Genomic DNA, 20,654 nt, shown 5'->3' on the forward strand with positions numbered 1-20,654 from the left:
TCCATCATGCGACACATCGACGTCCATAAACTAGCCGACGACGCCACCTTCAACCGCTTCCACCGCAGCGTGTTGTTCTGGTGCGCGCTGATCATCATCTGCGACGGCTACGACCTCGCGGTGGCCGGCATCGCCCTGCCCTCGATCATGAAGGGCATGGGCGTGACCGCGCAAAACGCCGGCTTCATGGTCAGCTCCGCGCTGTTCGGCATGATGTTCGGCGCGATCTTCCTCGGCACCATCGCCGACAAGATCGGCCGCCGCAAGGCCATCGCCATCTGCATCGCCCTGTTCAGCGTCTTCACGGCGGCGGCGGGATTGACCAGCGACCCCTATACATTCAGTGCGATGCGCTTCCTCGCCGGCCTTGGCATAGGCGGCGTGATGCCCAACGTGGTGGCGCAAATGACCGAATACTCGCCCAAGAAAATCCGCGCGACGATGGTCACGCTGATGTTCAGCGGCTACGCGGTGGGCGGCATGCTCGCCGCGCTGCTGGGCAAAGGCATGCTGGAGAGCTACGGCTGGCAATCGGTGTTCCTCGCCGCCGGCCTGCCGGTGCTGCTGATTCCGTTCATGATGAAAAGCCTGCCCGAATCAATGCCCTTCCTGATCCGCGAACAGCGCCTCGACGAACTGAAGGCCATCGTCACGCGCATGTCGCCGGGCTACCGCGCCGACGCCGGCGACCGTTTCGCCCTGCCCGTCAAGGATCAAGCCGGCGGTGCGCCGATCGGCAAGCTGTTTCAGGAAGGACGCGGCTTCAGCACGGTGATGTTCTGGGTGGCTTTCTTCATGTGCCTGTTCATGGTGTACGCGCTCAGCTCGTGGCTGACCAAGCTGATGGCCGGCGCCGGCTACAGCCTCGGCTCGGCGTTGACGTTCGTGCTGGTGCTGAACTTCGGCGCGGTGATCGGCGCGGTCGGCGGCGGCTGGCTTGCGGACCGCTTCCACATCAAATATGTGCTGATCGGGATGTACGCGCTGGCGGCGGTGTCGATCACCCTGCTCGGCTACAAGGTGCCGACCGAGGTGCTGTTCGTGCTGGTGGGCCTGGCCGGCGCCTCGACCATCGGCACGCAGATCGTCACCTACGCCTACGCGGGCCAGTTCTACCCGATGGCGATCCGCTCGACCGGCATCGGCTGGGCGTCGGGCGTGGGCCGCAGCGGCGCCATCCTCGCGCCGATCGCGATCGGCACCCTGGTCGGCATGGCGCTGCCGCTGGAGCAGAACTTCATGGCCATCGCGATACCGGCGGTGATCGCGGTGGTGGCGGTGTCGTTGATCAGCCATGGCCGCTCGGCGTCGGCGGCGCAGGTGGCCACCGGCAGCGCCGCACCGGTCGCGGCGGGTAGTTGACGGCCTTCGTTCAAGCGCCCTAAGCTCCGGCCAAGGGCGCGCGTGCCGTGCAACGGATAATACAGACCCAGCGGCACCACGACAATCAGTGCAGCATGCAACGCACACTCCTCCGAAATCGGTCATTTCCGCTTCGACGGTTTACGCTTAAGCGTAATATTCTACGTATCTTTTATACGAGAGCATAAAATGACCGTCTTCGAGCAACTACAGCGACGACGCGGCCACTTGGCAAAAACCCTACAGCACCTCGCCAAGTTGACGGCCATGAGCGTACCTCAAGTCAGCAATGTACTCAGCGGCAAGGTAGATTCCAGACTTAGCACCTGCGAAGCGCTGGCCGACGCCATGGATGCCAGCCTGGTTCTAATTCCCAAGCATCTGTTGCCGGAGGTTGCACGTCTCCTGTCCGGCAAAACCATCGGGCCAGATGATGTCCCATCGACAGTTAATCGACTACTGGCAGAGGCTTATCCGGCTCAAAAGAAATCATCAAATCGATAGAGCTGTGACGCGCGGGTAACACGCGGTTGAAGGCGGTTTGAAAATCTGCTGTAATACCACCATGAGTCGGGGTGTGGCTCAGCCCGGTAGAGCGCTGCGTTCGGGACGCAGAGGCCGGAGGTTCGAATCCTCTCACCCCGACCAGCATTTACAGACGCCTATACCCGGGTTGTCAGATGTAGTTTGAGCACCTCGATCTGATAGATGTAATGCCGTAAGCGGTAATTCGACGCCACCGCGCCGGCGACTAATCCGATAATAAAGGCGACCACCGTCCATATAATCAGTTGAGCGAAGTAATCCCAACTACCTACCGCCTCCAGCTTGAAAGAGACGATCGCCGGCACTTCTTTGTACAATAGCCAGGCTCCACCAAAGATCGCAAGCAATGCTATTTTGTCCGGCCCGCCGATGAACAGCTTGATACGCTCGTGCACGCGAGATGTCTTGAGTTCAAGGAATTCCAGTGCCCGCATCAGGTCGTGTTTGTCCAAACTGTCCAGCGTCGCGGCTTGCGACAGATCCCAGTCCACCTCCTGTAAAAAATCGCGGGACTGGTTTCTCATGATGTCGACTATGGAAGCACCCATTTCGACACAAATTGACACCATCGACAGCAGCCCCAAAAGACTCGCGGTAACCGCGAATGTGAGGGGGACGTCAATGGCAATGGGGGGAAGAGTGACGACAAAGATATGGAAAGCCGCGAACAAGAGCGTCAATGCCATAAATACGATAGAAATTAGTTGGCAATACACTGTAACCCGGTGGGCCTTTAGCTCAAGCCCCGCACGCCGTGAAGGACGCCGCCGCTGTAATTTATGAAGAACTTCGAAGGTGGTGGTTAGAGAAGGTGACATAAAGTAATCGATGAGTTTGAGGAGGACTAATTATGCGAAGGTCGAAGATTGAAGCCTTGCGCTGGATCAATACCCCTACACCGGTCGTGTTGTCATCGACCAACACGCGTGCGGCAGGACCACCGGCGGATGCGCGCCGCACCGCCTGTTCTGCTGTCGAATCGCCCGGTGGCGCCGGGATCGTCCCTACGCCTGCGCATTCGTCCACCGCGCGCGTCATGCGTTCTCAAGAAACCGGACTGAACTTGCCATCAAACATTTTTAATGCGGGCTTGGCGCCATCCTCCCAACTGTAGCAAGGGATACCCCAGCGCGCCGACAAAGCCGACAAGCAAGCGAAAGCCTCCTTGCTGCTTTCATCCGAATAGATTCGATTCAGGCATGGCGGCCCGTTGCCCCAAGGTAGCTCACCTACGCAGTCGCTCAGTTTGCAGATTGCAATCTCATATTCGATACCTTGCTCCCAATTTCTGTAAAAGCATAATAGGGCCAGTTCGTCAAAAGCAAGACGCTCCCTGACGTCGAGTTTGCGTTTTTGTTCGTAGGTTTTGCGCGAGTACCAATGGCGATCGGTGAAGTCGAGCCATTGGGTCTGTTCGTAAAAGTTTGATCGCTTGAAATATGCCTTCCACAGGACATACAGCACCGGGCCGGCGACGCCACCCAGCCCCACTGCCAAGGCGGTGCCAGGGTCAACACGAAACTTGTCCAGCAGGAGAAGCCCCACGAGCCCTGCGGGAATCGCCGACACCCAGGCAAAGAAAATCGCATCCGCTTTGGCAAAGCTGATCTTTACAGCGCGGGTGAACTCGGAAAAAGATACGAGCAACCGGTCAGGCAAGTGCGCACTTCCTTCGAGCACGCCAGGATACAACATGCTCACATTCCGGCGCTGGCGTGCCCGCACGTGGCCTAGCGTGATATCGCTGAGCGAACCATCTGGATTCACTTCGGGCAGTTCGAGTGGGAACCCGTAAGTATCGGAATCTTTCACACAGACCTGTCGAGATGGAGGAAATGAGCAAGTCTAGCACTTCATGCCATCTACCCCGCCGCCTAAACAGTCAGATCGAACGCGACCTCGATATTGCCGCGCGTCGCCTTTGAGTACGGGCAAGTCTGATGCGCCGCCTCGATCACGGCCTGCGCGACCGCACGTTCGACGCCGGGCATATTGATGCTCAACCGTGCCCGCAAAAAGTAGCCGCCTTCCCCATGGCACAAGTCGATTTCGGTATCGATCGACAATTCAGGCGGCAACAACACCTTCAACTTGCCGGCCGCCAGCCCCATCGCGCCGATGAAGCAAGCCGACCAGCCCGCCGCCAGCAATTGCTCCGGATTGGTGCCCGTCCCGGCCGAGCCTGGCGAAGACAGTTTGATGTCCAGGCGTCCATCCGTACTGCGGGCCGCGCCGTCGCGGCCGCCGGAGGTGGTGTGGGTGCTGCCGGTGTACAGCGTTTTTTCAGTGTGGTTCATGATCGTTTCCTAGGTATGTGAATAAATGTGTGTGCGGCTCAGTTCAACTTCGCCACATCGAGAATGGCCCGGGCGAAGGCCTGTGGCGCTTCCTGCGGCAGGTTGTGGCCGATGCCGCCGGTCAGCAACCTGTGTTCATACTTGCCCTTGAATTTCTTCGCGTAGTTCTTTGGATCGGGATGCGGTGCGCCGTTGGCGTCGCCTTCCATCGTGATGGTCGGCACGCCGATGTCGGGGAAGCGCGCCAGTTGCCGCTCCAGATCGTCATAGCGCGCTTCGCTTGGCGCCAGGCCCAGTCGCCAGCGGTAGTTGCCGATCGAGATGGCGACGTGATCCGGATTGTCGAGCGACGCGGCCGAGCGGGCAAACGTCGTATCGTCGAACTTCCATTGCGGCGAGGCCAGCTCCCAGATCAGGCGCGCGAACGCATGGGTGTTGGCGCGGTAGCCCAGCTCGCCTCGTTCGGTGGCGAAGTAATACTGGTACCACCATTGCAGCTCGGCCTTGGGCGACAGCGGCGCGCGGTTCGCTTCCTGGCTGCCGATCAGATACCCGCTGACCGACACCAGCGCGATGAAGCGTTGCGGCCACAACCCCGCCAGGGTGCCGGCGATCCTGGCGCCCCAGTCGAAACCGGCGACGATGGCCTGGTCGATCTTCAGCGCGTCCATGAAGGCGACGGCATCGGCGGTGAAGGTCGCCTGCTGGCCGTTGCGCGGCGTATGCGGCGACAAAAACCGCGTGCTGCCATAGCCGCGCAAGTGAGGAATGATTACGCGGTATCCCGCCGCGACCAGGATCGGCGCCACGTCGACGAAGGCATGGATGTCGTAGGGCCAACCGTGCAACAGCAGTATCGGCATGCCGTCCGACGGCCCCATGTCGACGTATCCGACGTCGAGCAGGCCGGCGTCGATCTGCCGGATCGCGGGGAAGGCGTGCGCCGGCGACAGCGGGGCGGCAAAGGCCCCGCCCGCATAACCGATCTGGCTCGCGGCCAGTCCCAGCGCGGCCGTATTCAAAAAGCCACGGCGTTTCATGTTGGTGAGTTCAGTCATGATGCTTCCTTTCGATGTATGAATACGAATTACTTGGACGCGACCGCCGGCTCGGCCAGCAAGGTGCGGATCTTTGCCTCGGTCGCCGCGTACGCGCCTTCGCCGAAGTGCTGGTAGACCACCTTCCCCTGCTTGTCGATCAAGTACACGGCGGGCCAATACTGGTTGTTGTAGGCGCTCCAGGTGGCGTACTTGTTGTCCTGCGCGACCGGATACGTGATGCCGAAGCGCTTGATCGCGGTCTTCACGTTGTCGGTCGAGCGCTCGAACGGATACTCCGGGGTGTGCACGCCCACCACCACCAGGCCCTGGTCTTTATATTTCTCGTGCCAGCTCTTCACATAGGGCAGCGTGCGAATGCAGTTGATGCAGGTGTAGGTCCAGAAATCGACCAGCACCACCTTGCCGCGCAACTGGCCCATGGTCAGCTGCCCGCTATTGAGCCATTGCTGGATGCCGGTGAATTCAGGCGCCATCGTGGGCGTCGGCGCCGCTGTTGCTGCCGCAGCGAGGGTGGCGGTCGATAAGACGATAGCGGCCAGCGTGTTGTTGAAGACGGATTTCATGTTCAATATCCTTTCAAGGTGGGGAAAAAGTCGGCAAGGGCCGCGTAAATCACAACGTCGTACTGGAAGTAGATGGCGAAGCCGGTCAGCAGGATCAGCACACCGAATACCTGGATCAGGCGATGGGAATGGCGCGCCAACACCCGAACCCGCGTCGCCATGAACTGGCCGCCGTAGGCGATCACCAGCATCGGTATGCCGGCGCCGAGGGCGTACATCACCAGCAGCGTGGCCGACCAGCCGATGTCCTGCGCCTTGGCGACCAGCACCAGGATCGACGCCAGCACCGGACCGGCGCACGGCGTCCACACGGCGCCGAGGGACATGCCGAGCACGAAGCCGCCGGCGTTGCCGCTGCTGCCGTCCGCCGACGGGCCGGCGCGGTGCAGGAAACCGCCCATGCGGGCCATCAGCCATTCGTAGGGCTGGCGCCACAGCATCAGCAAGCCGGTCAGCATCAGCATGGCGATGCCGGCCAGGCGCAGCGTCTCGTGGGCGACGACGACGTGTTGCGACGCGCTGGCCAGCAACATGCCCAGCGCGGCGAAGGTCAGCACGAAGCCGGCCACGATGAACAGCGGGCGGCTGCGGTTTGTGTGCTGGTTCGTACCCTGCAACGTGCTGCCCAATACGATCGGAAGGATAGGCAGCACGCAGGGGGAGGCGATGGTCAGCACGCCGGCGAGCGTCGCCAGCGGCAGTTCGATAAGGTTGTTCATGGCTTGTCCTCCTGTTTTGGAAGACTCCATTTAATCGGTGCGGTGTGTATCGGCTGTGTCCAAAACCCCGGCTTTTGCAATGTTGTGTGTACAGGGTCGATCCGGATACACTGGGATACAAAGCGGGCGATGACGCCCTCTTTCACAGGTTAAGATGCGTCCATGGAAAATACAGACCACATCCTCATCGTCGACGACGACCGCGAAATCCGCGAGCTACTGGCCGCTTATCTGGAAAAGAACGGCATGCGCGCCACCGTGGCGGCGAACGGCCGCCAGATGCGCGCGCTGCTGGAACAACAGAACTTCGATCTGCTGGTGCTGGACCTGATGCTGCCCGGCGAGGACGGCCTGACCTTGTGCCGCGAACTGCGCGCCAGCAAATGGCGCGCCCTGCCGGTGCTGATGCTGACCGCGCGCGGCGAGGAGACCGACCGCATCGTCGGTCTGGAAATGGGCGCCGACGATTACCTGACCAAGCCTTTCGCGGTGCGCGAACTGTTCGCCCGCATCCGCTCCGTGCTGCGCCGCGCGCGCATGCTGCCCCCGAATATGCAGGTCGACGAGCCGGGACAGTTCATCACCTTCGGCGACTGGAAGCTGGACACCGTCGGCCGCCACCTGCTGGACCGCGCTGGCACGGTGGTCTCGCTGAGCGGCGCCGAATACCGGTTGCTGCGCGTGTTCCTCGACCATCCGCGCCGGGTGCTGACGCGCGACCAGCTGCTCAACCTCACGCAAGGGCGCGACGCCGACAGCTTCGACCGCTCGATCGACCTGCTGGTGAGCCGCCTGCGCCAGCGCCTGCTGGATGACGCGCGCGAACCGCGCTACATCAAAACCCTGCGCAGCGAAGGTTATGTGTTCTCTTCCGAGGTCGATCTCGGAGGCGTGGCATGACCCGGCTGCACTGGCCACGCACGCTGTTCACGCGTCTGACGCTGATCCTGTTCATCGGACTGGCGGCGGCCCACGCGATGTCGTACTGGCTGATCGTCAGCGAGCGGCGCGAAGCGACCACCGGTTTGATGCTCGGCTATCTGGAGCAGGACGTCGCCAGCTCGGTGGCGTTGCTGGACCGTCTGCCCGCCAGCGAACGCGCCGAATGGTTGCCACGACTGGAACGCCGCAGCTATCGATTTTCGCTGGGACCGGGGGACACCGGCCACGCGCCCGACAGCGATCTGTCGAAGCGGGCCGCCGAATCGTTCGTCAAGTCCATCGGCAAACAGTACCCGGTCACCGCCAGCGCGGTGCCGGGCCACCCCAACCGCGTCCAGGCGCGCGTCACGCTCAGCGACGGCGTCACACTGGTCATCGACATGCGCCCTACCGGCCTGCCGATTCCGGCATGGCTGCCGGCGGTGCTGCTGTTGCAGCTCGCGTTACTGGCGGTGGTCACGTGGTACGGCGTGCGGCTGGCTACCCGCCCGCTGGCGCAACTGGCCGACGCCGCCGACCGGCTCGGACCGGACCTGGCCTCCGACCCCGTTCCCGAAAGCGGCCCGCTGGAGGTGGCACGGGCCGCGCGCGCCTTCAACGCCATGCGACAACGAATCGCCGCCCACCTGGGCGAGCGCACGCAAATCCTGGCGGCGATTTCCCATGATTTGCAGACGCCGATCACGCGCATGCGCATGCGCGCCGACATGATGGACGACGACATCCAGCGCGAAAAAATGAACCGCGATCTGATCGAGATGGAAATGCTGGTGCGCGACGGCGTGGCCTATGCGCGCACCTTGCACGGCACGTCCGAGGAGGCGTGCCGCGTTGATCTGGATTCGCTGCTAGGGAGCCTGGTAGGGGATTATCTGGATAGCGGGCAGTCGATCAAGCTGGATGGCCAAGCCGGGGCGCCCGTGGGCACGCGCCCGCACGCGCTGCGCCGGGTGCTGGGAAATCTGATCGACAACGCCATCAAGTATGCCGGCTCGGCGGAGCTGCACGTCGGCGCTGCCGCTGGCCGGGTGACCATCCGAGTGCGGGACCACGGACCGGGGATTCCCGATTCGGAGCTGGACAACGTGATGCAACCGTTCTATCGCCTCGAAGCCTCGCGCAACCGCGACACCGGCGGCACCGGACTGGGGTTGGCGATCGCGGCGCAACTGGCGCAGGCCATCGATGCCACGCTCAGCCTGCGAAACCATCCCGACGGCGGGCTGGAAGCCAGCCTGACCTTGCCGGACGGGGAACGCAATGCTGTCATCGGCCACGCGTGAGCCGGCGGCGCAGGCACGGCCGATGACGCTTACGCCCTACTTTCCGTACACCCCGCTCAGGACGATATAGTCACCCACGCGTTCCAGAAACACCGAGCGGGGCTCCATCTTTTGGCTCACCGGATTGTTCCAGTGGAAGTCGACCCAGCCACTGCCCTTGGTCTTGGCCACTTCGACCTGCTCGCGCACGAAAGCCTTGCCATGCATGTCCTTGATGTCCATCAGGGATTTTCCGATGAGTTTGGGGTTGGTGCCATGGGCCAGCACGGTGCCGTTCATATCCAGCACCACAATGTAAAGCTCGCGGTCGACGAACTTTCCCTGTGGTGCGTTGAAATCGGCGAAGGCTTTATCCTTGCCATTCTGGCGCAAGTAATCGATCGCCTTCTTGACCATGGCGACGGCTTCGTCCTTGCTTGCCCGTGGTTCGGCCGCCGGAGCGCCGAACGACATGGCCAGGGCCAGGAACGCGAAGACAAGTTTAAGTATGTGTGCACGCATGATAAATATCCCCTAGCTATTATTTTTTGTAGATGCCGCAGCCCACGACGATGTCGCCGACCTTCTCCACATACAGCGACTTCTGTTCGATCTCCTTGCTCACCGGGTTGGGCCACTTGAAGTCGACCCATCCGCTACCCTTGGATTGGCTGAACGCCAGATACTCTTTCACAAAGTACTTGCCCTCGGAATCCCTCAGTTCCATCAGGTTTTTTCCGATCAGCTTGGCATTCGCTCCATGTGCCAGCATCTTGCCCGTGAAGTCCATCGCCACGATATACAGATCGCGGTCCTTGAAGCCTGCGTTGGGATCATTGAACGCGGCGAAAGCCTTTTCCTGGCCGTTGGCCTTGATAAAGGCAGCTGCCTTTTTCACTTGGGCCACCGCCTCGTCGGCGCTTCCCCTGTCGCTGGCCAGGGCCGGATCGAGCAGGGCGAAAAAGGAAATAAAGACGAACAACAGTTTACGTAGGAGCTTCATAAATATCCTTTCGAGGCTGTGCCTGCTATCAGAACGTGTGACGAACGCCGGCCGACACACCGGACTGGCTCAGCCCTGGCCCTACTGTGCCGCCGGCATCGAGCGAGATCGCGGCCAGGCCGGAGTTCTTCATGCGGCCCAACGAGCTGTAGACCGCCGTGCGCTTGGACAGGAAGTACGTCAGCCGCACCGCCGTCAAGGTGGAGTCGTTGTCGCTGTTCTTGATGTCGTGGCGCGCGACTTGCGCGTCCAAGGTGAGCATCGGCATCAGCGGATAGCTGGCGCCCAGGTAGTACAAATTCGATTCCAGATCGTTGACGGGGGCGGCTGCATCCTTCTTGCGCGCCATGACGCCGGTTCCGATACGGAGCTCGCCCGCCATCGCATACGCGTTCAACGTGGTGCGGCGGTCGCTGCTGTCGCTGGTGGTCAGTCCCGCCGCCGCGCCGGTGTTGCCGTACATAATGTCGTAGCTCGCGGTGACGCCCAGGCGCTTGTTGTCATAGCCCAGCAAGCCGGTCACCTGGCGGCAGGCCTTCGAATTGCCGGCCACCTCGCCGGCACAAGCGGTAGCGGCCGGGCCGCCTGCGGCGGACGCGTCGCGCCCGAAGCTGTAGGTGGCGCCCACCGTGAAATCGGAGAAGGTGCCGAGATAGCCGATCGCATTGTCGCTGCGCGCATTCGGGATGTACCCATCGATGCTGGACATGCTGAACAGGTTTGGACCCATCACGTCCGACTTGAGCGACGACAGGAACGTCATGTTGATCTGCCGGCCCAAGGTCAACGTGCCGAACGCGCCTTTCAGGCCGACGGACGCCTGGCGGCCGAACAGCCGGTTCCCCTGCCCCATCGTCCCGGTGTCGACATTGATGCCGCTCTCCAGCGTGAACACGGCCTGCAGGCCGCTGCCGAGGTCCTCGACGCCACGGAAGCCGATGCGCGACGGCAGGCTGCCCGTCAGGCCGGGCACCTTGACGACCGAGTTGCCGGCCGCGTTGGCGTTGGTGGTGTAGACCACGCCGCTGTCGAGAAGGCCGTATATCGTCACGCTGCTTTGCGCCATGGCGCCGTGGGTGGCGAGGCTGCCGAGGCAGGCGATGGCGCAGGCGTATGCTGTCTTCTTCATCAGGTGGTCTCCATGCTTTGGGTGGGGCGACGGGCTAACTTGTTCTTATTTGCTCCCACTTATTCTCTGCCAATTTTTCACTGGCTTGCCATTTATCAACCAATTGATTGCCGAACGGACACTCTTCCTACTCATATTTACCACTTGCGCGCTATTAACTCGCTGTCCATGCGCCGCTCAAACATCATCGGGGTCAGGTCCGACATTCGGACACGAGCTCTTGCGTAAACTGATACTAGGGATGGGATCGTGTCCGAATGTCGGACCTGACCCCGGGGGTTTGGCAGCGGAGCTTAATCGGCCAGCTTGACCATCTCGCGGTACAGGTCGGCCTTGCCTTCGAAGCCGATGCCCGGCAGTTCCGGCAGCATGATGTGGCCGTTCTCGACCTTCACGCCGTCAGGGAAGCCGCCGTACGGCTGGAACAGATCGGGGTAGGATTCATTGCCGCCCAAACCCAGGCCGGCGGCGATGTTCAGCGACATCTGGTGGCCGCCGTGCGGGATGCAGCGCTTGGCCGACCAGCCGTGCTCGCGCAGCATGTCGAGCGTGCGCAGGTATTCGACCAGGCCGTAACTGAGCGCGCAGTCGAACTGCAGCCAGTCGCGGTCGGCGCGCATGCCGCCGTAGCGGATCAGGTTGCGCGCGTCTTGCATCGAGAACAGGTCTTCGCCCGTCGCCATTGGATTCTTGTAGTAGTTGCGCAAGGTCGCCTGCAGTTCGAAATCCAGCGGGTCGCCCGGCTCCTCGTACCAGAACAGGTCGTACTGCGACAGCGCCTTGGCGTACTGGATCGCGGTGTCCAGGTCGAAGCGGCCGTTGGCGTCGACCGCCAGTTTCTGGCCGTCCTGCAGCACGCTTAGCACCGAGTCGATGCGGCGCAGATCCTCGTCCAGCGAAGCGCCGCCGATCTTCTTCTTGACCACGGTGTAGCCACGGTCGATGTAGCTGCGCATCTCGTCCTTGAGCTTGTTGTGGTCCTGGCCCGGGTAGTAGTAGCCGCCGGCGGCGTAGACGAAGATGTTGCGGTCGGCCTTGCCGTCGCCATAGCGGTCGGCCAGCAGCTGGAACAGCGGCTTGCCTTCGATCTTGGCGACCGCGTCCCACACCGCCATGTCGATGGTGCCGATCGCCACCGAGCGTTCGCCGTGCCCGCCCGGCTTTTCGTTGGTGAACATGCAGTTCCAGATCTTGTGCGGGTCCAGATTGTTGCCGCTGTCGTCGACCAGGCTTTGCGGATCGGCCTCGAGGATGCGCGGGATGAAGCGCTCGCGCATCAGCTTGCCTTGGCCGTAGCGGCCGTTCGAGTTGAAGCCGTAGCCGATCACCGGCTTGCCGTCGCGGATGACGTCGGTCACCACCGCCACCAGGCTCAAGGTCATCTTGCTGAAGTCGATGTAGGCATTGCGGATCGGGGAGCTGATCGGGACGGTTTTTTCGCGGATTTCAACAATTTTCATGGTAGGTCTCCTGGGTGTGGGGCGCTGTGCTCAGCCAATGACCAAAGCTTACTCTTGAATTTAACTGCTAAAATTCACTTAAATTGAAACCTTTATTCACTTTAAATGAAAATTGAAACCGCACCCGACCTGGCGTTTTTCGTACTGCTGGCGAAATTGGGCAGCATGTCGGGCACCGCCCGCGAGCTGGGCGTCACGCCGCCGGCCATCACCAAGCGTTTGAGCCTGATGGAGCAAAAGCTCGGCGTGCGGCTGGTCAACCGCACCACGCGGCGCATCAGCCTGACCCAGGAGGGGGAGACGTACCTGGCGCAGTCGACGCAGATCCTGCACCAGATACGCGAGATGGAGGAATCGATTTCCAGCGGCCGCGCCGCGCCCAAGGGACTGCTGCGCGTGAACGCCACGCCCGGATTCGGCCGCACACGGATCGCGCCGATTGTCTCGCGCTTCGCGCACGCGTATCCAGAGGTGGAGGTTGAACTGCACCTAACCGACCGCCCTATCAGCCTGGTGGAGGAAGCCTACGATCTGGCGATCCGCTTCGGCGAACTGCCGGATACGCGCCTCACCGCGCGCAAGCTGATGCCGAATAAGCGGTTTTTGTGCGCGTCGCCGGCGTATCTGAAAAAAGCCGGCGAGCCGCAAACGCCGGCCGAGCTTCACCGGCACCGCTGCATCCTGCACCGTCAGAACGACGACGTGTACGGCACCTGGCGGCTACAGAAAGGAAAATCGGTGGAGCTGGTGAAGGTGCGCGGCGCCGTATCGAGCAACGACGGCGACATCGTGATGAACTGGGCGCTGGACGGTCACGGCATCGTCCAGCGCTCGGAGTGGGATGTGGCGAAGTACCTGGAGAGCGGCCGCCTGAAGGAAATCATGAAGGACTACAGGCTGCCGGACGCGGACCTTTATCTGTACTACCTTAGCCGCAGCAATCTGCCGGCCAAGGTCCGCGCCTTTATCGATTTTCTCGCCGAGGAATTCCGCTGAAGTTTGCGTGCCCTACTTTCCGTACACGCCGCTCAGGACAAAGTAGTCGCCCGTGCGCTCGAGATACGTCGAGCGGGGCTCCATCTTCTGACTGACCGGATTCACCCACTCGAAATCGACCCAGCCGCTGCCCTTGGTCTTGGCCACCTCCACCTGCTCGCGCACAAACGCCTTGCCATGTACGTCCTTGATCTCGAGCAGCGACTTGCCGATCAATTTAGGATTGGCGCCATGGGCCAGCATCACGCCATTCATATCCAGCACCGCGATATACAACTCACGGTCGACGAACTGCCCCTTAGGCTTGCTGAATTCAGCGAAAGCCTTCTCCTTGCCATTCTGTTTGATGAAGTCGACCGCCTTCCTCACGAAGGCCACCGCTTCATCCTTGCTGGCCCGTGGATCGGCCGCCTGGACGCCGAACGACATGGCGATGGCGGCGAACGCGAAAACGATTTTGAGCAGGTAGGCACGCATGATAAATATCCTCTTGAATGGGAAAGAACGCAACGATCAGAAAGTGTGGCGCAAGCCGGCCGACAAGCCGGATTGGCTCAAGCCCTGGCCCACCGTGCCGCCGGCATCGAGCGAGATCGCGGCCAGGCCGGAGTTCTTCATACGTCCGAGCGAGCTGTAAACCGCCGTGCGCTTGGACAGGAAGTACGTCAAGCGCACCGCCGTCAACGTGGAATCGTTGGCGCTGTTCTTGACGTCGTGGCGGGCCACCTGCGCGTCCAGCGTGAGCATCGGCATCAGCGGATAGCTGGCGCCCAGGTAGTACAAATTCGATTCCAGATCGTTGACGGGGGTGGCCGCATCCTTTTTGCGCGCCATGACGCCGGTGCCGATACGGAGCTCCCCCGCCATCGCATATGCGTTCAACGTGGTGCGGCGGTCGCTGCTCTCGCTGGTGGTCAGCCCCCCCGCCGCGCCGGCGTTGCCGTACATGATGTCGTAGGTGGCGGTGACGCCCAGGCGCTTGTTGTCATAGCCCAGCAAGGCTGTCACCTGGCGGCACGCCTTGGAATTGCCGGCCACCTCCCCGCCGCAACCGGTGGCTGGCGGCCCGCCCGCCGACGAAGCGTCGCGCCCGAAGCTGTAGGTGGCGCCCACCGTGAAATCGGAGAAATTGCCAAGGTAGCCGATCGCGTTGTCGCTGCGCGCGTTCGGGATGTACGAATCGATGCTGGACATGCTGAACAGGTTAGGGCCCATCACGTCCGACTTGAGCGACGCCAGGAAGGACATGTTGATCTGCCGGCCCAGCGTCACGGTGCCGTAGGCGCCCTTCAGGCCGACCGACGCCTGCCGGCCGAACAGCCGGTTCCCCTGCCCCATCGTCCCTGTGTCGACATTGACGCCGCTCTCCAGCGTGAACACAGCCTGCAGGCCGCCGCCCAGATCCTCGACGCCCCGGAAGCCGATGCGCGACGGCAGGCTGCCCGTCAAACCGGGCACCTTGACGACCGAGTCGCCGGCCGCGTTGGCGTTGGTGGTGTACACCACGCCGCTGTCGAGAAGGCCGTATATCGTCACACTGCTTTGCGCCATGGCGCCGTGGGCTGCAAGGCTGCCAAGGCAGGCGATGGCGCAGGCGTATGCTGTCTTCTTCATTACTAGTTCTCCGTTATAGTTTTAGTTGTTGCTACGGGTGCTATGGGTGCTACGGGTACTTCTGCTGCTTCGCTACTCCTTGGGTACTACTTACTCGCTGTCCGGCTGCCGCCCGGGGTGCGCCAGCTCGAACGCGGGCAATTCCAGACAGGCCGCCTCGATGGCCAGCAAGGTGGGGAAAGGCGTCATGTCCATGCCAAAGCGGCGCGCCGCGAACAGCTGCGGAACCAGGCAGCAATCGGCCATCGTCGGCGAATCGCCGACGCAGTAGCGGCCCCGCTGCGCATCGCGCGCCAGTTCCGCCTCCAGCGCCGTCAGGCCGATGCCGTGCCAGTGACTGATCCACGCATTCTTCGCGCCTTCATCAAGGCCCATAGGACCGGTCAGATACTTCAGCACGCGCAAGTTGTTCAACGGGTGGATATCGCACGCCATGGCCAGCGACAGCTGGCGCACCCGCGCACGCCCCTGCGCGGTCGCCGGCATCAGCGGCGTGGCGGGATGGGCCTCGTCCAGATACTCGATGATGGCCAGCGACTGGCTGACATCGAATTCGCCGTCGCTCAGCACCGGCACCAGTTGCTGCGGATTGCGTCCGCTGAAAGCCGGCTTGAACTGTTCGCCGCCGTCACGGTTCAGGTGCACCGAGACATAATCGAACGGCAGGCCCTTCAAGCCCAGCGCGATGCGCACGCGATAAGCCGACGAACTGCGGAAATAGTTATGCAGCAGAAGCTGCGGACTGGATGCATCCATCATGAGACTCCCATATATTGCTGAACGATGGCGGGGTCGGCGCGCAGCGCGTCCGAGCTTCCCTGCCAGACCACTTTGCCTTTTTCCAGCACGAAGTGCCGGTCGGCGAACTTGAGCAAGGCGCCCACGTTCTTGTCGATGACGATTTGCGACAGCCCCTCCGCCTTCAACGCCGCCAGCGCGGCCCAGATCTCGGCGCGGATGATGGGCGCCAGGCCTTCCGTGGCCTCGTCCAGCACCAGCAGCAGCGGATTGGTCATCAGCGCGCGGCCGATCGCCAGCATCTGCTGCTCGCCGCCGGACAGCTGCCAGCCATGGTTGCCGCGTCGCTCCTTCAGGCGCGGGAAGAAGCGGTAGACGCGATCCAGCGTCCAGGGCTGCAACTGCGGCTGCCGGTGGCGAGGCGCGCGCGCCGTCGCCACCAGGTTCTCCTCCACCGACAGATTGGGGAACACCTGCCGCCCTTCCGGCACCAGTCCCAATCCAAGCCGCGCGATGTGGTGCGAGGCCATGCCGGCCAGCGGCCGTCCGTCGAATGCGATGGCGCCGGATTTCGGCTGCAACATCCCGAACAGGCACTTGATGGTGGTGGATCGTCCCATGCCGTTACGTCCCAGCAGGGTCACCACCTCGCCGGCGCGCACGTCGAAACTGACGCCGAACAGCGCCTGCGCGTGGCCGTACGAGGCGTGCACGTCGCGTACCTCCAATAATGTCGTCATGCCACACCCTCCTCTTCGCCCAGGTAGACGGCGCGTACCTCGGGATGGTTGCGTATCTCGTCCGGGGTGCCGCAGAACAGCACCTTGCCGTACACCAGAACGGTGATGCGATCGGCGAGCGCGAACACCGCGTCCATGTCATGCTCAATCAACAGGATGGAGTAACGCCCCTTGAGCCCCGCCAGCATGGACACCACGGCGGCCGACTCCTGCACGCTCATGCCGGCCATCGGTTCATCCAGCAGCAGGAACTTGGGCCGGGCGGCCAGCGCCATGGCCAGCTCCAGCTGGCGGCGTTCGCCGTAGCCCAGGTCCGCCGCCGGCACGCCGGCGCGCGCGGACAGGCCGCAGTCGCGCAGCGCCTCGTCGGCCGCGTCCACCTGCGCGCCGCGCGACATCATCGGCTGCCAGAAGCGCCAACCATGTTCGCGCGCGCCGATGGCCGCCAGCACGGCGTTCTCGCGCACCGTGAAGTCCTCGAAGATGGACGTGATCTGGTAGGAGCGCAGCAGCCCGCGCCGCGCCCGCGCGTGGATCGGCAGGCCGGTGACGTCCTCGCCGTCGTACCAGACCTTGCCCTCGTTGGAGGCCAGTTCGCCGGACAGCTGGTTGATCAGCGTGGTCTTGCCGGCGCCATTGGGGCCGATGATCGCGTGCAGTTCGCCGGGACGGATATCGATCGACACCGAATCGGTGACGAGGATGCCGCCGTAACGCTTGACCAGCGCTTCGGTTCTCAGGATGCTCATGCGTGTTCTCCCAGGACGTGGTTGGCCGGTGCGGCGGGTGCCGCGGGCGCGGTTGCGGGCACCGGCTGCGGCCTGCGCCCGCCCAGTTTTTCGAGCAGGCCGGCCAGGCCGGCCGTGCGCAGCATCGCCACCATGAAAATCGCCAGGCCGAAGATCGCCGGCCAGTACTCGGTGACCATCTTCAGCAGCTCCTCGGCGCCCAGGAAGGCGACGGCGCCCAGCAAGGGACCGAACACCGTGCCCAAGCCACCCAGCACGATCATGACGATCAAGTCGCCGGAGATGATCCAGCTCAGCGTGGCGGGCGAGGCGAATGCCGTCAGGTTAGCCAGCAGCATCCCGGCGATGCCGCACAAAACGGCCGACATCACGTACGCCACCAACTGATAGCGCCTGGCCTGGAAACCGACCGCGTTGACGCGGCGCGGATTCTGGCGCGCCCCGCGCAGCACCATGCCGAACGGCGAAACGCGCAAGCGCGCGGTCCACCACAGCACCAGGCAAAGCAGCACGAACGCCACGCCGTAGACGACCAGCGGCTGGCCCAGGTCTTGGCCGAAGAAGCGGCTGGTGGCGGTGATCGGCGTGCCGTCGTCGCCGCCGTAGTGTTTCAGGCTGACGAACACGAAGTAGCCCATTTGCGCGAACGCCAGCGTGATCATGATGAAGCCGATGCCGGTGGTGCGCAGGCTGATGGCGCCGGTGAACAGCCCTACCAGGCCGCACGACGCGATGCACACGGCCAGATGCACCCAGCCACTGTCGATGCCATGGTACGCCGGGATCGCGACGCTATAGGCGCCCATGCCCAGGAACAGCGCATGGCCCAAACTCACCAGGCCACCGAAGCCCAGCGCCACATTGAGCGCGCTGGCGGCGATCGCATAGATGATGATGCGGGCAAAGAACGCCACGTAGAACGGCTGGTCGGCCAATCCGGCCGCCAGCGGCACAAGCGCCAGCAGGAGGAGCAGCAACAGCGGCACCAGCGTGGCCGGCTTGCGCAGGATGTCGAAGAATGTCATCACGTCCTCCCGGCGGGAAACAGGCCTTGCGGGCGTAGCGCCAGCACCAGCGCCATGAGCAGATACACCAGCATCGACGCCAGCGCCGGTCCGGCGGCGTTGGCGGTGTCGCGGCTGGCCAGTTCACGCAGCAGCGTTGGCAGGAAGGCGCGGCCCAGCGTGTCGGCGATGCCGACGATGAGCGCCGCGTAGAAGGCGCCGCTGACCGAGCCGATGCCGCCGATGACGATCACCACCAGCGCGGTGATCAGCACCGGCTCGCCCATGCCGGTCTGGATCGAGTTGATCGGACCGGCCATCACGCCGGCCAGTCCCGCCAGCGCGGCGCCCAGCGAGAACAGCACCGCGTTGAGCAGCTTGATGTCCACGCCCAGCGCCGACACCATCGCCGGATTGACGGCGCCCGCGCGTATCAGCATTCCCAGGCGCGTCTTGTGCATCAGCAGATGCGCGCCGACAGCCACCGCCAGGCCGACCACGATGATGGCGAAGCGGTAGCTCGGATAGGTGATGCCGAGCAGGTCGACCGTGCTTTCCAGGAAAGCGGGCAGCGGCAGGAAGTACGGCTGCGGACCCCAGATAATGCGCGTGATCTCGTTAAAGAACAGCACCAGGCCGAAGGTCGCCAGCACATGGTCGAGGTGATCGCGCCCGTACAGCCGCGAGATCGCCACCCGTTCCAGCGCGAAGCCGAGCACCACGCAGCCGGCGACGGCGGCCAACACCGCCAGTCCGAAGGAGCCGGTGTGCTGGTAGGCCGTAGCGGCGAAGTAGGCGCCCAGCATGTACAGCGAGCCATGCGCCAGGTTGACGAAGCTCATGATGCCGAACACCAGCGTCAGCCCGGCCGCCAGCAGGAACAGCAGCACGCCGAACTGCAGACCGTTGAGCAGTTGTGTGAGCAGGAGGTTAAGGGTCATACCGCTTTACCTCAGCGCAGCGCGCACTTGGACTGGTAGCTGTCGACGTGCGCCGTCAGCGGCGTGCCGAGCACCTTCACCGTCGGCACGCCGCCGACATTCGCCACCTGGAAGGCGTAGTAGTTCTGCACCGGCATATTATTTTTGTTGAACTGGAAGGGACCGCGCACCGACTTGAACTCCGAACCGGCGGCCTTCACGGCGGCTGCCAGTGCGCGCTTGTCGCCCGCCTGCGCGCCCGCCTTGCGCAGCGCCACGTCGAGCAGGCGCCCGGCGTCGTATGCGGCAGCGGCGTACGCGCTCGGCACGCGCTTGTACTTTGCGTTGAAGGCCGAAACGAAGGCGCGGTTCTCCGGCGTGTCCAGCGCGGCGTCCCACATCGCGCCGAAGGTGGTGCCGACGGCGGCGCCCTGCAGCGCCGGCATGGTGGTGCCGTCGACCGTAAAGACCGAGAAGTTGGGCAGCTTGGCCAGCATGCCGGCCTGGCTCAGTTGACGGATGTAGTTGACGCCCATGCCGCCGGGGTAGAAGGCGAACACCGCGTCCGGCTTGGCCGACTGCAGCTGCGCGATCTCCGCCGAATAGTCGGACTGGCCGACCTGGGTGTAGACCTCGTCGATCACCTCGCCCTTGAAGTAGCGCTTGAAGCCCTGCAGCATGTCCTTGCCGGCCTGGTAGTTCGGCGCCATCAGGTAGACGCGTTTATAGCCCTTCTCCTGCATGAATTTACCCATGCTTTCGGCCGCGCCGTCGTTCTGCCAGGCCACGGCGAACACGTTGGCCGCGCACAGCGCGCCGGCCACCGGCGACGGCCCGGCGTTGGTGGAGATGGCGACGGTGCCGGAATCGACGATCACCTTGTGGCTGGCCATCATCACGTTGGAGAAGCCCAGGCCGACGATGGCGTGCACCCGTTCCTTGTCGATGAATTTGCGGGCGATCTGGTTGCCCACTTCCGGCTTGAGCTGATCGTCCTCCTTCAGCACCGTCACGACCTGCCCACCGAGCTTGCCGCCGCCCTGCTCCACCGCCAGCATGAAGCCGTCGTACTGGTCCTGCCCCACCACGGCCACCGGACCGGAAAGGGGCGCCGAGAAACCGATCTTGATCTGTGCCTGGACCGGGATTTGTGCCGCCAGCAGCAATGCGCATCCGGCGATGATGGTTTTTTTGTTCATCTTGTCTCCTTGTTATAGTTGTTGGATCAGCCCAGGTCCACGTAGACCCGACCGTTTTCTATCTTAACGGGATAAGTGCGCACCGCCTCGGTCGCGGGCTCGCAGGTGGCGTGGCCGTTGCGGATATCGAACTTCCCCTGGTGTAGCGGGCATTCGATCTCGTGCCCGTCCAGGAAGCCGTCGCACAGGCGCGCATTACCGTGGGTGCACAGGCTGGCGGTGGCGAACACCTCGCCGGCCACCCCATACAGCGCCAGCTCCACGCCGCCCGCCGCCACCGACGTCACATCGTCGTCCGGTACGTCGGCTTCGGCGGCCGCGTCGATCCAGTTGTTTGCCATGGGTGTCTC

At 63.0% G+C, this 20,654-nt stretch carries 24 protein-coding genes and 1 tRNA gene; 6 read left to right on the forward strand and 19 right to left on the reverse strand.

Translation table 11 applies throughout. The features are described from left to right. The first annotated feature begins 6 nt into the window (after nucleotides 1-6). The 3 genes from NHH88_27430 to NHH88_27440 all read left to right on the forward strand — a co-directional run bounded on the left by NHH88_27430 (nucleotide 7) and on the right by NHH88_27440 (nucleotide 2,010). A complete protein-coding gene (locus NHH88_27430; protein ID USX13346.1) occupies nucleotides 7-1,362 on the forward strand; it encodes an MFS transporter in 1,356 nt (451 codons plus the stop codon). Nucleotides 1,363-1,551: 189 nt separating this feature from the next. Further along, nucleotides 1,552-1,866 carry a helix-turn-helix transcriptional regulator gene (locus NHH88_27435; protein USX13347.1) on the forward strand — a complete coding sequence of 105 codons (315 nt, stop codon included), beginning with the start codon at nucleotides 1,552-1,554 and terminating at the stop codon, nucleotides 1,864-1,866. 67 nt (nucleotides 1,867-1,933) lie between these two features. Then, a tRNA-Pro gene (locus NHH88_27440) sits at nucleotides 1,934-2,010 on the forward strand. Between the two features lie 14 nt (nucleotides 2,011-2,024). Here the strand turns inward: NHH88_27440 and NHH88_27445 are convergent. From NHH88_27445 to NHH88_27470, 6 genes are all read right to left on the reverse strand, one after another. Further along, complete coding sequence (locus NHH88_27445) at nucleotides 2,025-2,726, reverse strand: hypothetical protein (GenBank protein ID USX13348.1); 702 nt, start codon at nucleotides 2,724-2,726, stop codon at nucleotides 2,025-2,027. Nucleotides 2,727-2,952: 226 nt separating this feature from the next. Continuing rightward, nucleotides 2,953-3,720, reverse strand: coding sequence for a hypothetical protein (locus NHH88_27450; GenBank protein USX13349.1), 768 nt, complete (start codon nucleotides 3,718-3,720; stop codon nucleotides 2,953-2,955). Between the two features lie 62 nt (nucleotides 3,721-3,782). Further along, nucleotides 3,783-4,205: an organic hydroperoxide resistance protein gene (locus NHH88_27455; GenBank protein USX13350.1), complete on the reverse strand. Its 423-nt coding sequence runs from the start codon at nucleotides 4,203-4,205 to the stop codon at nucleotides 3,783-3,785. A gap of 38 nt (nucleotides 4,206-4,243) precedes the next feature. Then, nucleotides 4,244-5,263 (reverse strand): alpha/beta hydrolase, encoded by a 1,020-nt coding sequence (locus NHH88_27460; protein ID USX13351.1) that lies wholly within the window; start codon nucleotides 5,261-5,263, stop codon nucleotides 4,244-4,246. A 29-nt stretch (nucleotides 5,264-5,292) separates the two neighbouring features. Continuing rightward, nucleotides 5,293-5,829 (reverse strand): thioredoxin family protein, encoded by a 537-nt coding sequence (locus tag NHH88_27465; GenBank protein ID USX13352.1) that lies wholly within the window; start codon nucleotides 5,827-5,829, stop codon nucleotides 5,293-5,295. Between the two features lie 2 nt (nucleotides 5,830-5,831). After that, on the reverse strand, nucleotides 5,832-6,548 hold the full coding sequence (locus tag NHH88_27470) for a cytochrome c biogenesis CcdA family protein (GenBank protein USX13353.1): 717 nt from the start codon (nucleotides 6,546-6,548) through the stop codon (nucleotides 5,832-5,834). A gap of 162 nt (nucleotides 6,549-6,710) precedes the next feature. Here NHH88_27470 and NHH88_27475 point away from each other — a divergent pair, with 162 nt between their 5' ends. Both NHH88_27475 and NHH88_27480 read left to right on the forward strand, forming a co-directional pair. After that, nucleotides 6,711-7,448, forward strand: a complete 738-nt coding sequence (locus NHH88_27475; GenBank protein USX13354.1) for a response regulator — start codon at nucleotides 6,711-6,713, stop codon at nucleotides 7,446-7,448. After that, on the forward strand, nucleotides 7,445-8,773 hold the full coding sequence (locus NHH88_27480; GenBank protein USX13355.1) for an ATP-binding protein: 1,329 nt from the start codon (nucleotides 7,445-7,447) through the stop codon (nucleotides 8,771-8,773). The genes NHH88_27475 and NHH88_27480 overlap by 4 nt, the downstream gene beginning before the upstream one ends. Before the next feature lie 36 nt (nucleotides 8,774-8,809). Here the strand turns inward: NHH88_27480 and NHH88_27485 are convergent, their stop codons facing one another. The 4 genes from NHH88_27485 to NHH88_27500 all read right to left on the reverse strand — a co-directional run bounded on the left by NHH88_27485 (nucleotide 8,810) and on the right by NHH88_27500 (nucleotide 12,344). Further along, on the reverse strand, nucleotides 8,810-9,274 hold the full coding sequence (locus NHH88_27485) for a cache domain-containing protein (GenBank protein USX13356.1): 465 nt from the start codon (nucleotides 9,272-9,274) through the stop codon (nucleotides 8,810-8,812). Between the two features lie 19 nt (nucleotides 9,275-9,293). Continuing rightward, nucleotides 9,294-9,755 carry a cache domain-containing protein gene (locus NHH88_27490; GenBank protein ID USX13357.1) on the reverse strand — a complete coding sequence of 154 codons (462 nt, stop codon included), beginning with the start codon at nucleotides 9,753-9,755 and terminating at the stop codon, nucleotides 9,294-9,296. A 28-nt stretch (nucleotides 9,756-9,783) separates the two neighbouring features. Beyond that, complete coding sequence (locus NHH88_27495; protein ID USX13358.1) at nucleotides 9,784-10,884, reverse strand: porin; 1,101 nt, start codon at nucleotides 10,882-10,884, stop codon at nucleotides 9,784-9,786. A 293-nt stretch (nucleotides 10,885-11,177) separates the two neighbouring features. Then, nucleotides 11,178-12,344 (reverse strand): mandelate racemase/muconate lactonizing enzyme family protein, encoded by a 1,167-nt coding sequence (locus NHH88_27500; GenBank protein ID USX13359.1) that lies wholly within the window; start codon nucleotides 12,342-12,344, stop codon nucleotides 11,178-11,180. A 105-nt stretch (nucleotides 12,345-12,449) separates the two neighbouring features. Between NHH88_27500 and NHH88_27505 the strand changes: the two genes are divergently transcribed. Continuing rightward, nucleotides 12,450-13,340 carry a LysR family transcriptional regulator gene (locus NHH88_27505; GenBank protein ID USX13360.1) on the forward strand — a complete coding sequence of 297 codons (891 nt, stop codon included), beginning with the start codon at nucleotides 12,450-12,452 and terminating at the stop codon, nucleotides 13,338-13,340. A gap of 12 nt (nucleotides 13,341-13,352) precedes the next feature. On the opposite strand, the gene NHH88_27510 is transcribed toward NHH88_27505, so the two are convergent. The 9 genes from NHH88_27510 to NHH88_27550 form a co-directional block, all read right to left on the reverse strand. Further along, a complete protein-coding gene (locus NHH88_27510; protein USX13361.1) occupies nucleotides 13,353-13,817 on the reverse strand; it encodes a cache domain-containing protein in 465 nt (154 codons plus the stop codon). 36 nt (nucleotides 13,818-13,853) lie between these two features. After that, nucleotides 13,854-14,954 (reverse strand): porin, encoded by a 1,101-nt coding sequence (locus NHH88_27515; GenBank protein ID USX13362.1) that lies wholly within the window; start codon nucleotides 14,952-14,954, stop codon nucleotides 13,854-13,856. Nucleotides 14,955-15,044: 90 nt separating this feature from the next. Continuing rightward, the gene (gene maiA / locus NHH88_27520; GenBank protein ID USX13363.1) at nucleotides 15,045-15,710 is read right to left on the reverse strand and encodes a maleylacetoacetate isomerase; all 666 of its coding nucleotides are present in this window, start codon (nucleotides 15,708-15,710) and stop codon (nucleotides 15,045-15,047) included. Continuing rightward, nucleotides 15,710-16,432: an ABC transporter ATP-binding protein gene (locus NHH88_27525; protein ID USX13364.1), complete on the reverse strand. Its 723-nt coding sequence runs from the start codon at nucleotides 16,430-16,432 to the stop codon at nucleotides 15,710-15,712. Before NHH88_27525 ends, maiA begins: the two co-directional genes overlap by 1 nt. Then, a complete protein-coding gene (locus tag NHH88_27530) occupies nucleotides 16,429-17,181 on the reverse strand; it encodes an ABC transporter ATP-binding protein (GenBank protein USX13365.1) in 753 nt (250 codons plus the stop codon). Before NHH88_27530 ends, NHH88_27525 begins: the two co-directional genes overlap by 4 nt. Further along, nucleotides 17,178-18,206, reverse strand: coding sequence for a branched-chain amino acid ABC transporter permease (locus tag NHH88_27535; protein ID USX13366.1), 1,029 nt, complete (start codon nucleotides 18,204-18,206; stop codon nucleotides 17,178-17,180). Before NHH88_27535 ends, NHH88_27530 begins: the two co-directional genes overlap by 4 nt. After that, complete coding sequence (locus tag NHH88_27540) at nucleotides 18,206-19,126, reverse strand: branched-chain amino acid ABC transporter permease (GenBank protein ID USX13367.1); 921 nt, start codon at nucleotides 19,124-19,126, stop codon at nucleotides 18,206-18,208. Before NHH88_27540 ends, NHH88_27535 begins: the two co-directional genes overlap by 1 nt. 11 nt (nucleotides 19,127-19,137) lie before the next feature. Beyond that, nucleotides 19,138-20,304: an ABC transporter substrate-binding protein gene (locus tag NHH88_27545; protein USX13368.1), complete on the reverse strand. Its 1,167-nt coding sequence runs from the start codon at nucleotides 20,302-20,304 to the stop codon at nucleotides 19,138-19,140. A 26-nt stretch (nucleotides 20,305-20,330) separates the two neighbouring features. After that, nucleotides 20,331-20,645: a non-heme iron oxygenase ferredoxin subunit gene (locus tag NHH88_27550; GenBank protein USX13369.1), complete on the reverse strand. Its 315-nt coding sequence runs from the start codon at nucleotides 20,643-20,645 to the stop codon at nucleotides 20,331-20,333. Nucleotides 20,646-20,654 lie beyond the last annotated feature (9 nt).

This window comes from Oxalobacteraceae bacterium OTU3CAMAD1 (assembly GCA_024123915.1).
Classification (GTDB): Bacteria; Pseudomonadota; Gammaproteobacteria; order Burkholderiales; family Burkholderiaceae_D; genus Rugamonas.

Excerpts from the sequence above, each read along its gene's own strand:
- NHH88_27460 (USX13351.1), bottom strand. The coding sequence starts at position 5,263 with ATGACTGAACTCACCAACATGAAACGCCGTGGCTTTTTGAATACGGCC.
- maiA (USX13363.1), bottom strand. The coding sequence starts at position 15,710 with ATGGATGCATCCAGTCCGCAGCTTCTGCTGCATAACTATTTCCGCAGT.
- NHH88_27495 (USX13358.1), bottom strand. The coding sequence starts at position 10,884 with ATGAAGAAGACAGCATACGCCTGCGCCATCGCCTGCCTCGGCAGCCTC.
- NHH88_27535 (USX13366.1), bottom strand. The coding sequence starts at position 18,206 with ATGACATTCTTCGACATCCTGCGCAAGCCGGCCACGCTGGTGCCGCTG.
- NHH88_27510 (USX13361.1), bottom strand. The coding sequence starts at position 13,817 with ATGCGTGCCTACCTGCTCAAAATCGTTTTCGCGTTCGCCGCCATCGCC.
- NHH88_27445 (USX13348.1), bottom strand. The coding sequence starts at position 2,726 with ATGTCACCTTCTCTAACCACCACCTTCGAAGTTCTTCATAAATTACAG.
- NHH88_27515 (USX13362.1), bottom strand. The coding sequence starts at position 14,954 with ATGAAGAAGACAGCATACGCCTGCGCCATCGCCTGCCTTGGCAGCCTT.
- NHH88_27545 (USX13368.1), bottom strand. The coding sequence starts at position 20,304 with ATGAACAAAAAAACCATCATCGCCGGATGCGCATTGCTGCTGGCGGCA.
- NHH88_27490 (USX13357.1), bottom strand. The coding sequence starts at position 9,755 with ATGAAGCTCCTACGTAAACTGTTGTTCGTCTTTATTTCCTTTTTCGCC.
- NHH88_27455 (USX13350.1), bottom strand. The coding sequence starts at position 4,205 with ATGAACCACACTGAAAAAACGCTGTACACCGGCAGCACCCACACCACC.
- NHH88_27480 (USX13355.1), top strand. The coding sequence starts at position 7,445 with ATGACCCGGCTGCACTGGCCACGCACGCTGTTCACGCGTCTGACGCTG.
- NHH88_27435 (USX13347.1), top strand. The coding sequence starts at position 1,552 with ATGACCGTCTTCGAGCAACTACAGCGACGACGCGGCCACTTGGCAAAA.
- NHH88_27430 (USX13346.1), top strand. The coding sequence starts at position 7 with ATGCGACACATCGACGTCCATAAACTAGCCGACGACGCCACCTTCAAC.
- NHH88_27475 (USX13354.1), top strand. The coding sequence starts at position 6,711 with ATGGAAAATACAGACCACATCCTCATCGTCGACGACGACCGCGAAATC.
- NHH88_27485 (USX13356.1), bottom strand. The coding sequence starts at position 9,274 with ATGCGTGCACACATACTTAAACTTGTCTTCGCGTTCCTGGCCCTGGCC.
- NHH88_27470 (USX13353.1), bottom strand. The coding sequence starts at position 6,548 with ATGAACAACCTTATCGAACTGCCGCTGGCGACGCTCGCCGGCGTGCTG.
- NHH88_27525 (USX13364.1), bottom strand. The coding sequence starts at position 16,432 with ATGACGACATTATTGGAGGTACGCGACGTGCACGCCTCGTACGGCCAC.
- NHH88_27505 (USX13360.1), top strand. The coding sequence starts at position 12,450 with ATGAAAATTGAAACCGCACCCGACCTGGCGTTTTTCGTACTGCTGGCG.
- NHH88_27530 (USX13365.1), bottom strand. The coding sequence starts at position 17,181 with ATGAGCATCCTGAGAACCGAAGCGCTGGTCAAGCGTTACGGCGGCATC.
- NHH88_27540 (USX13367.1), bottom strand. The coding sequence starts at position 19,126 with ATGACCCTTAACCTCCTGCTCACACAACTGCTCAACGGTCTGCAGTTC.
- NHH88_27550 (USX13369.1), bottom strand. The coding sequence starts at position 20,645 with ATGGCAAACAACTGGATCGACGCGGCCGCCGAAGCCGACGTACCGGAC.
- NHH88_27500 (USX13359.1), bottom strand. The coding sequence starts at position 12,344 with ATGAAAATTGTTGAAATCCGCGAAAAAACCGTCCCGATCAGCTCCCCG.
- NHH88_27465 (USX13352.1), bottom strand. The coding sequence starts at position 5,829 with ATGAAATCCGTCTTCAACAACACGCTGGCCGCTATCGTCTTATCGACC.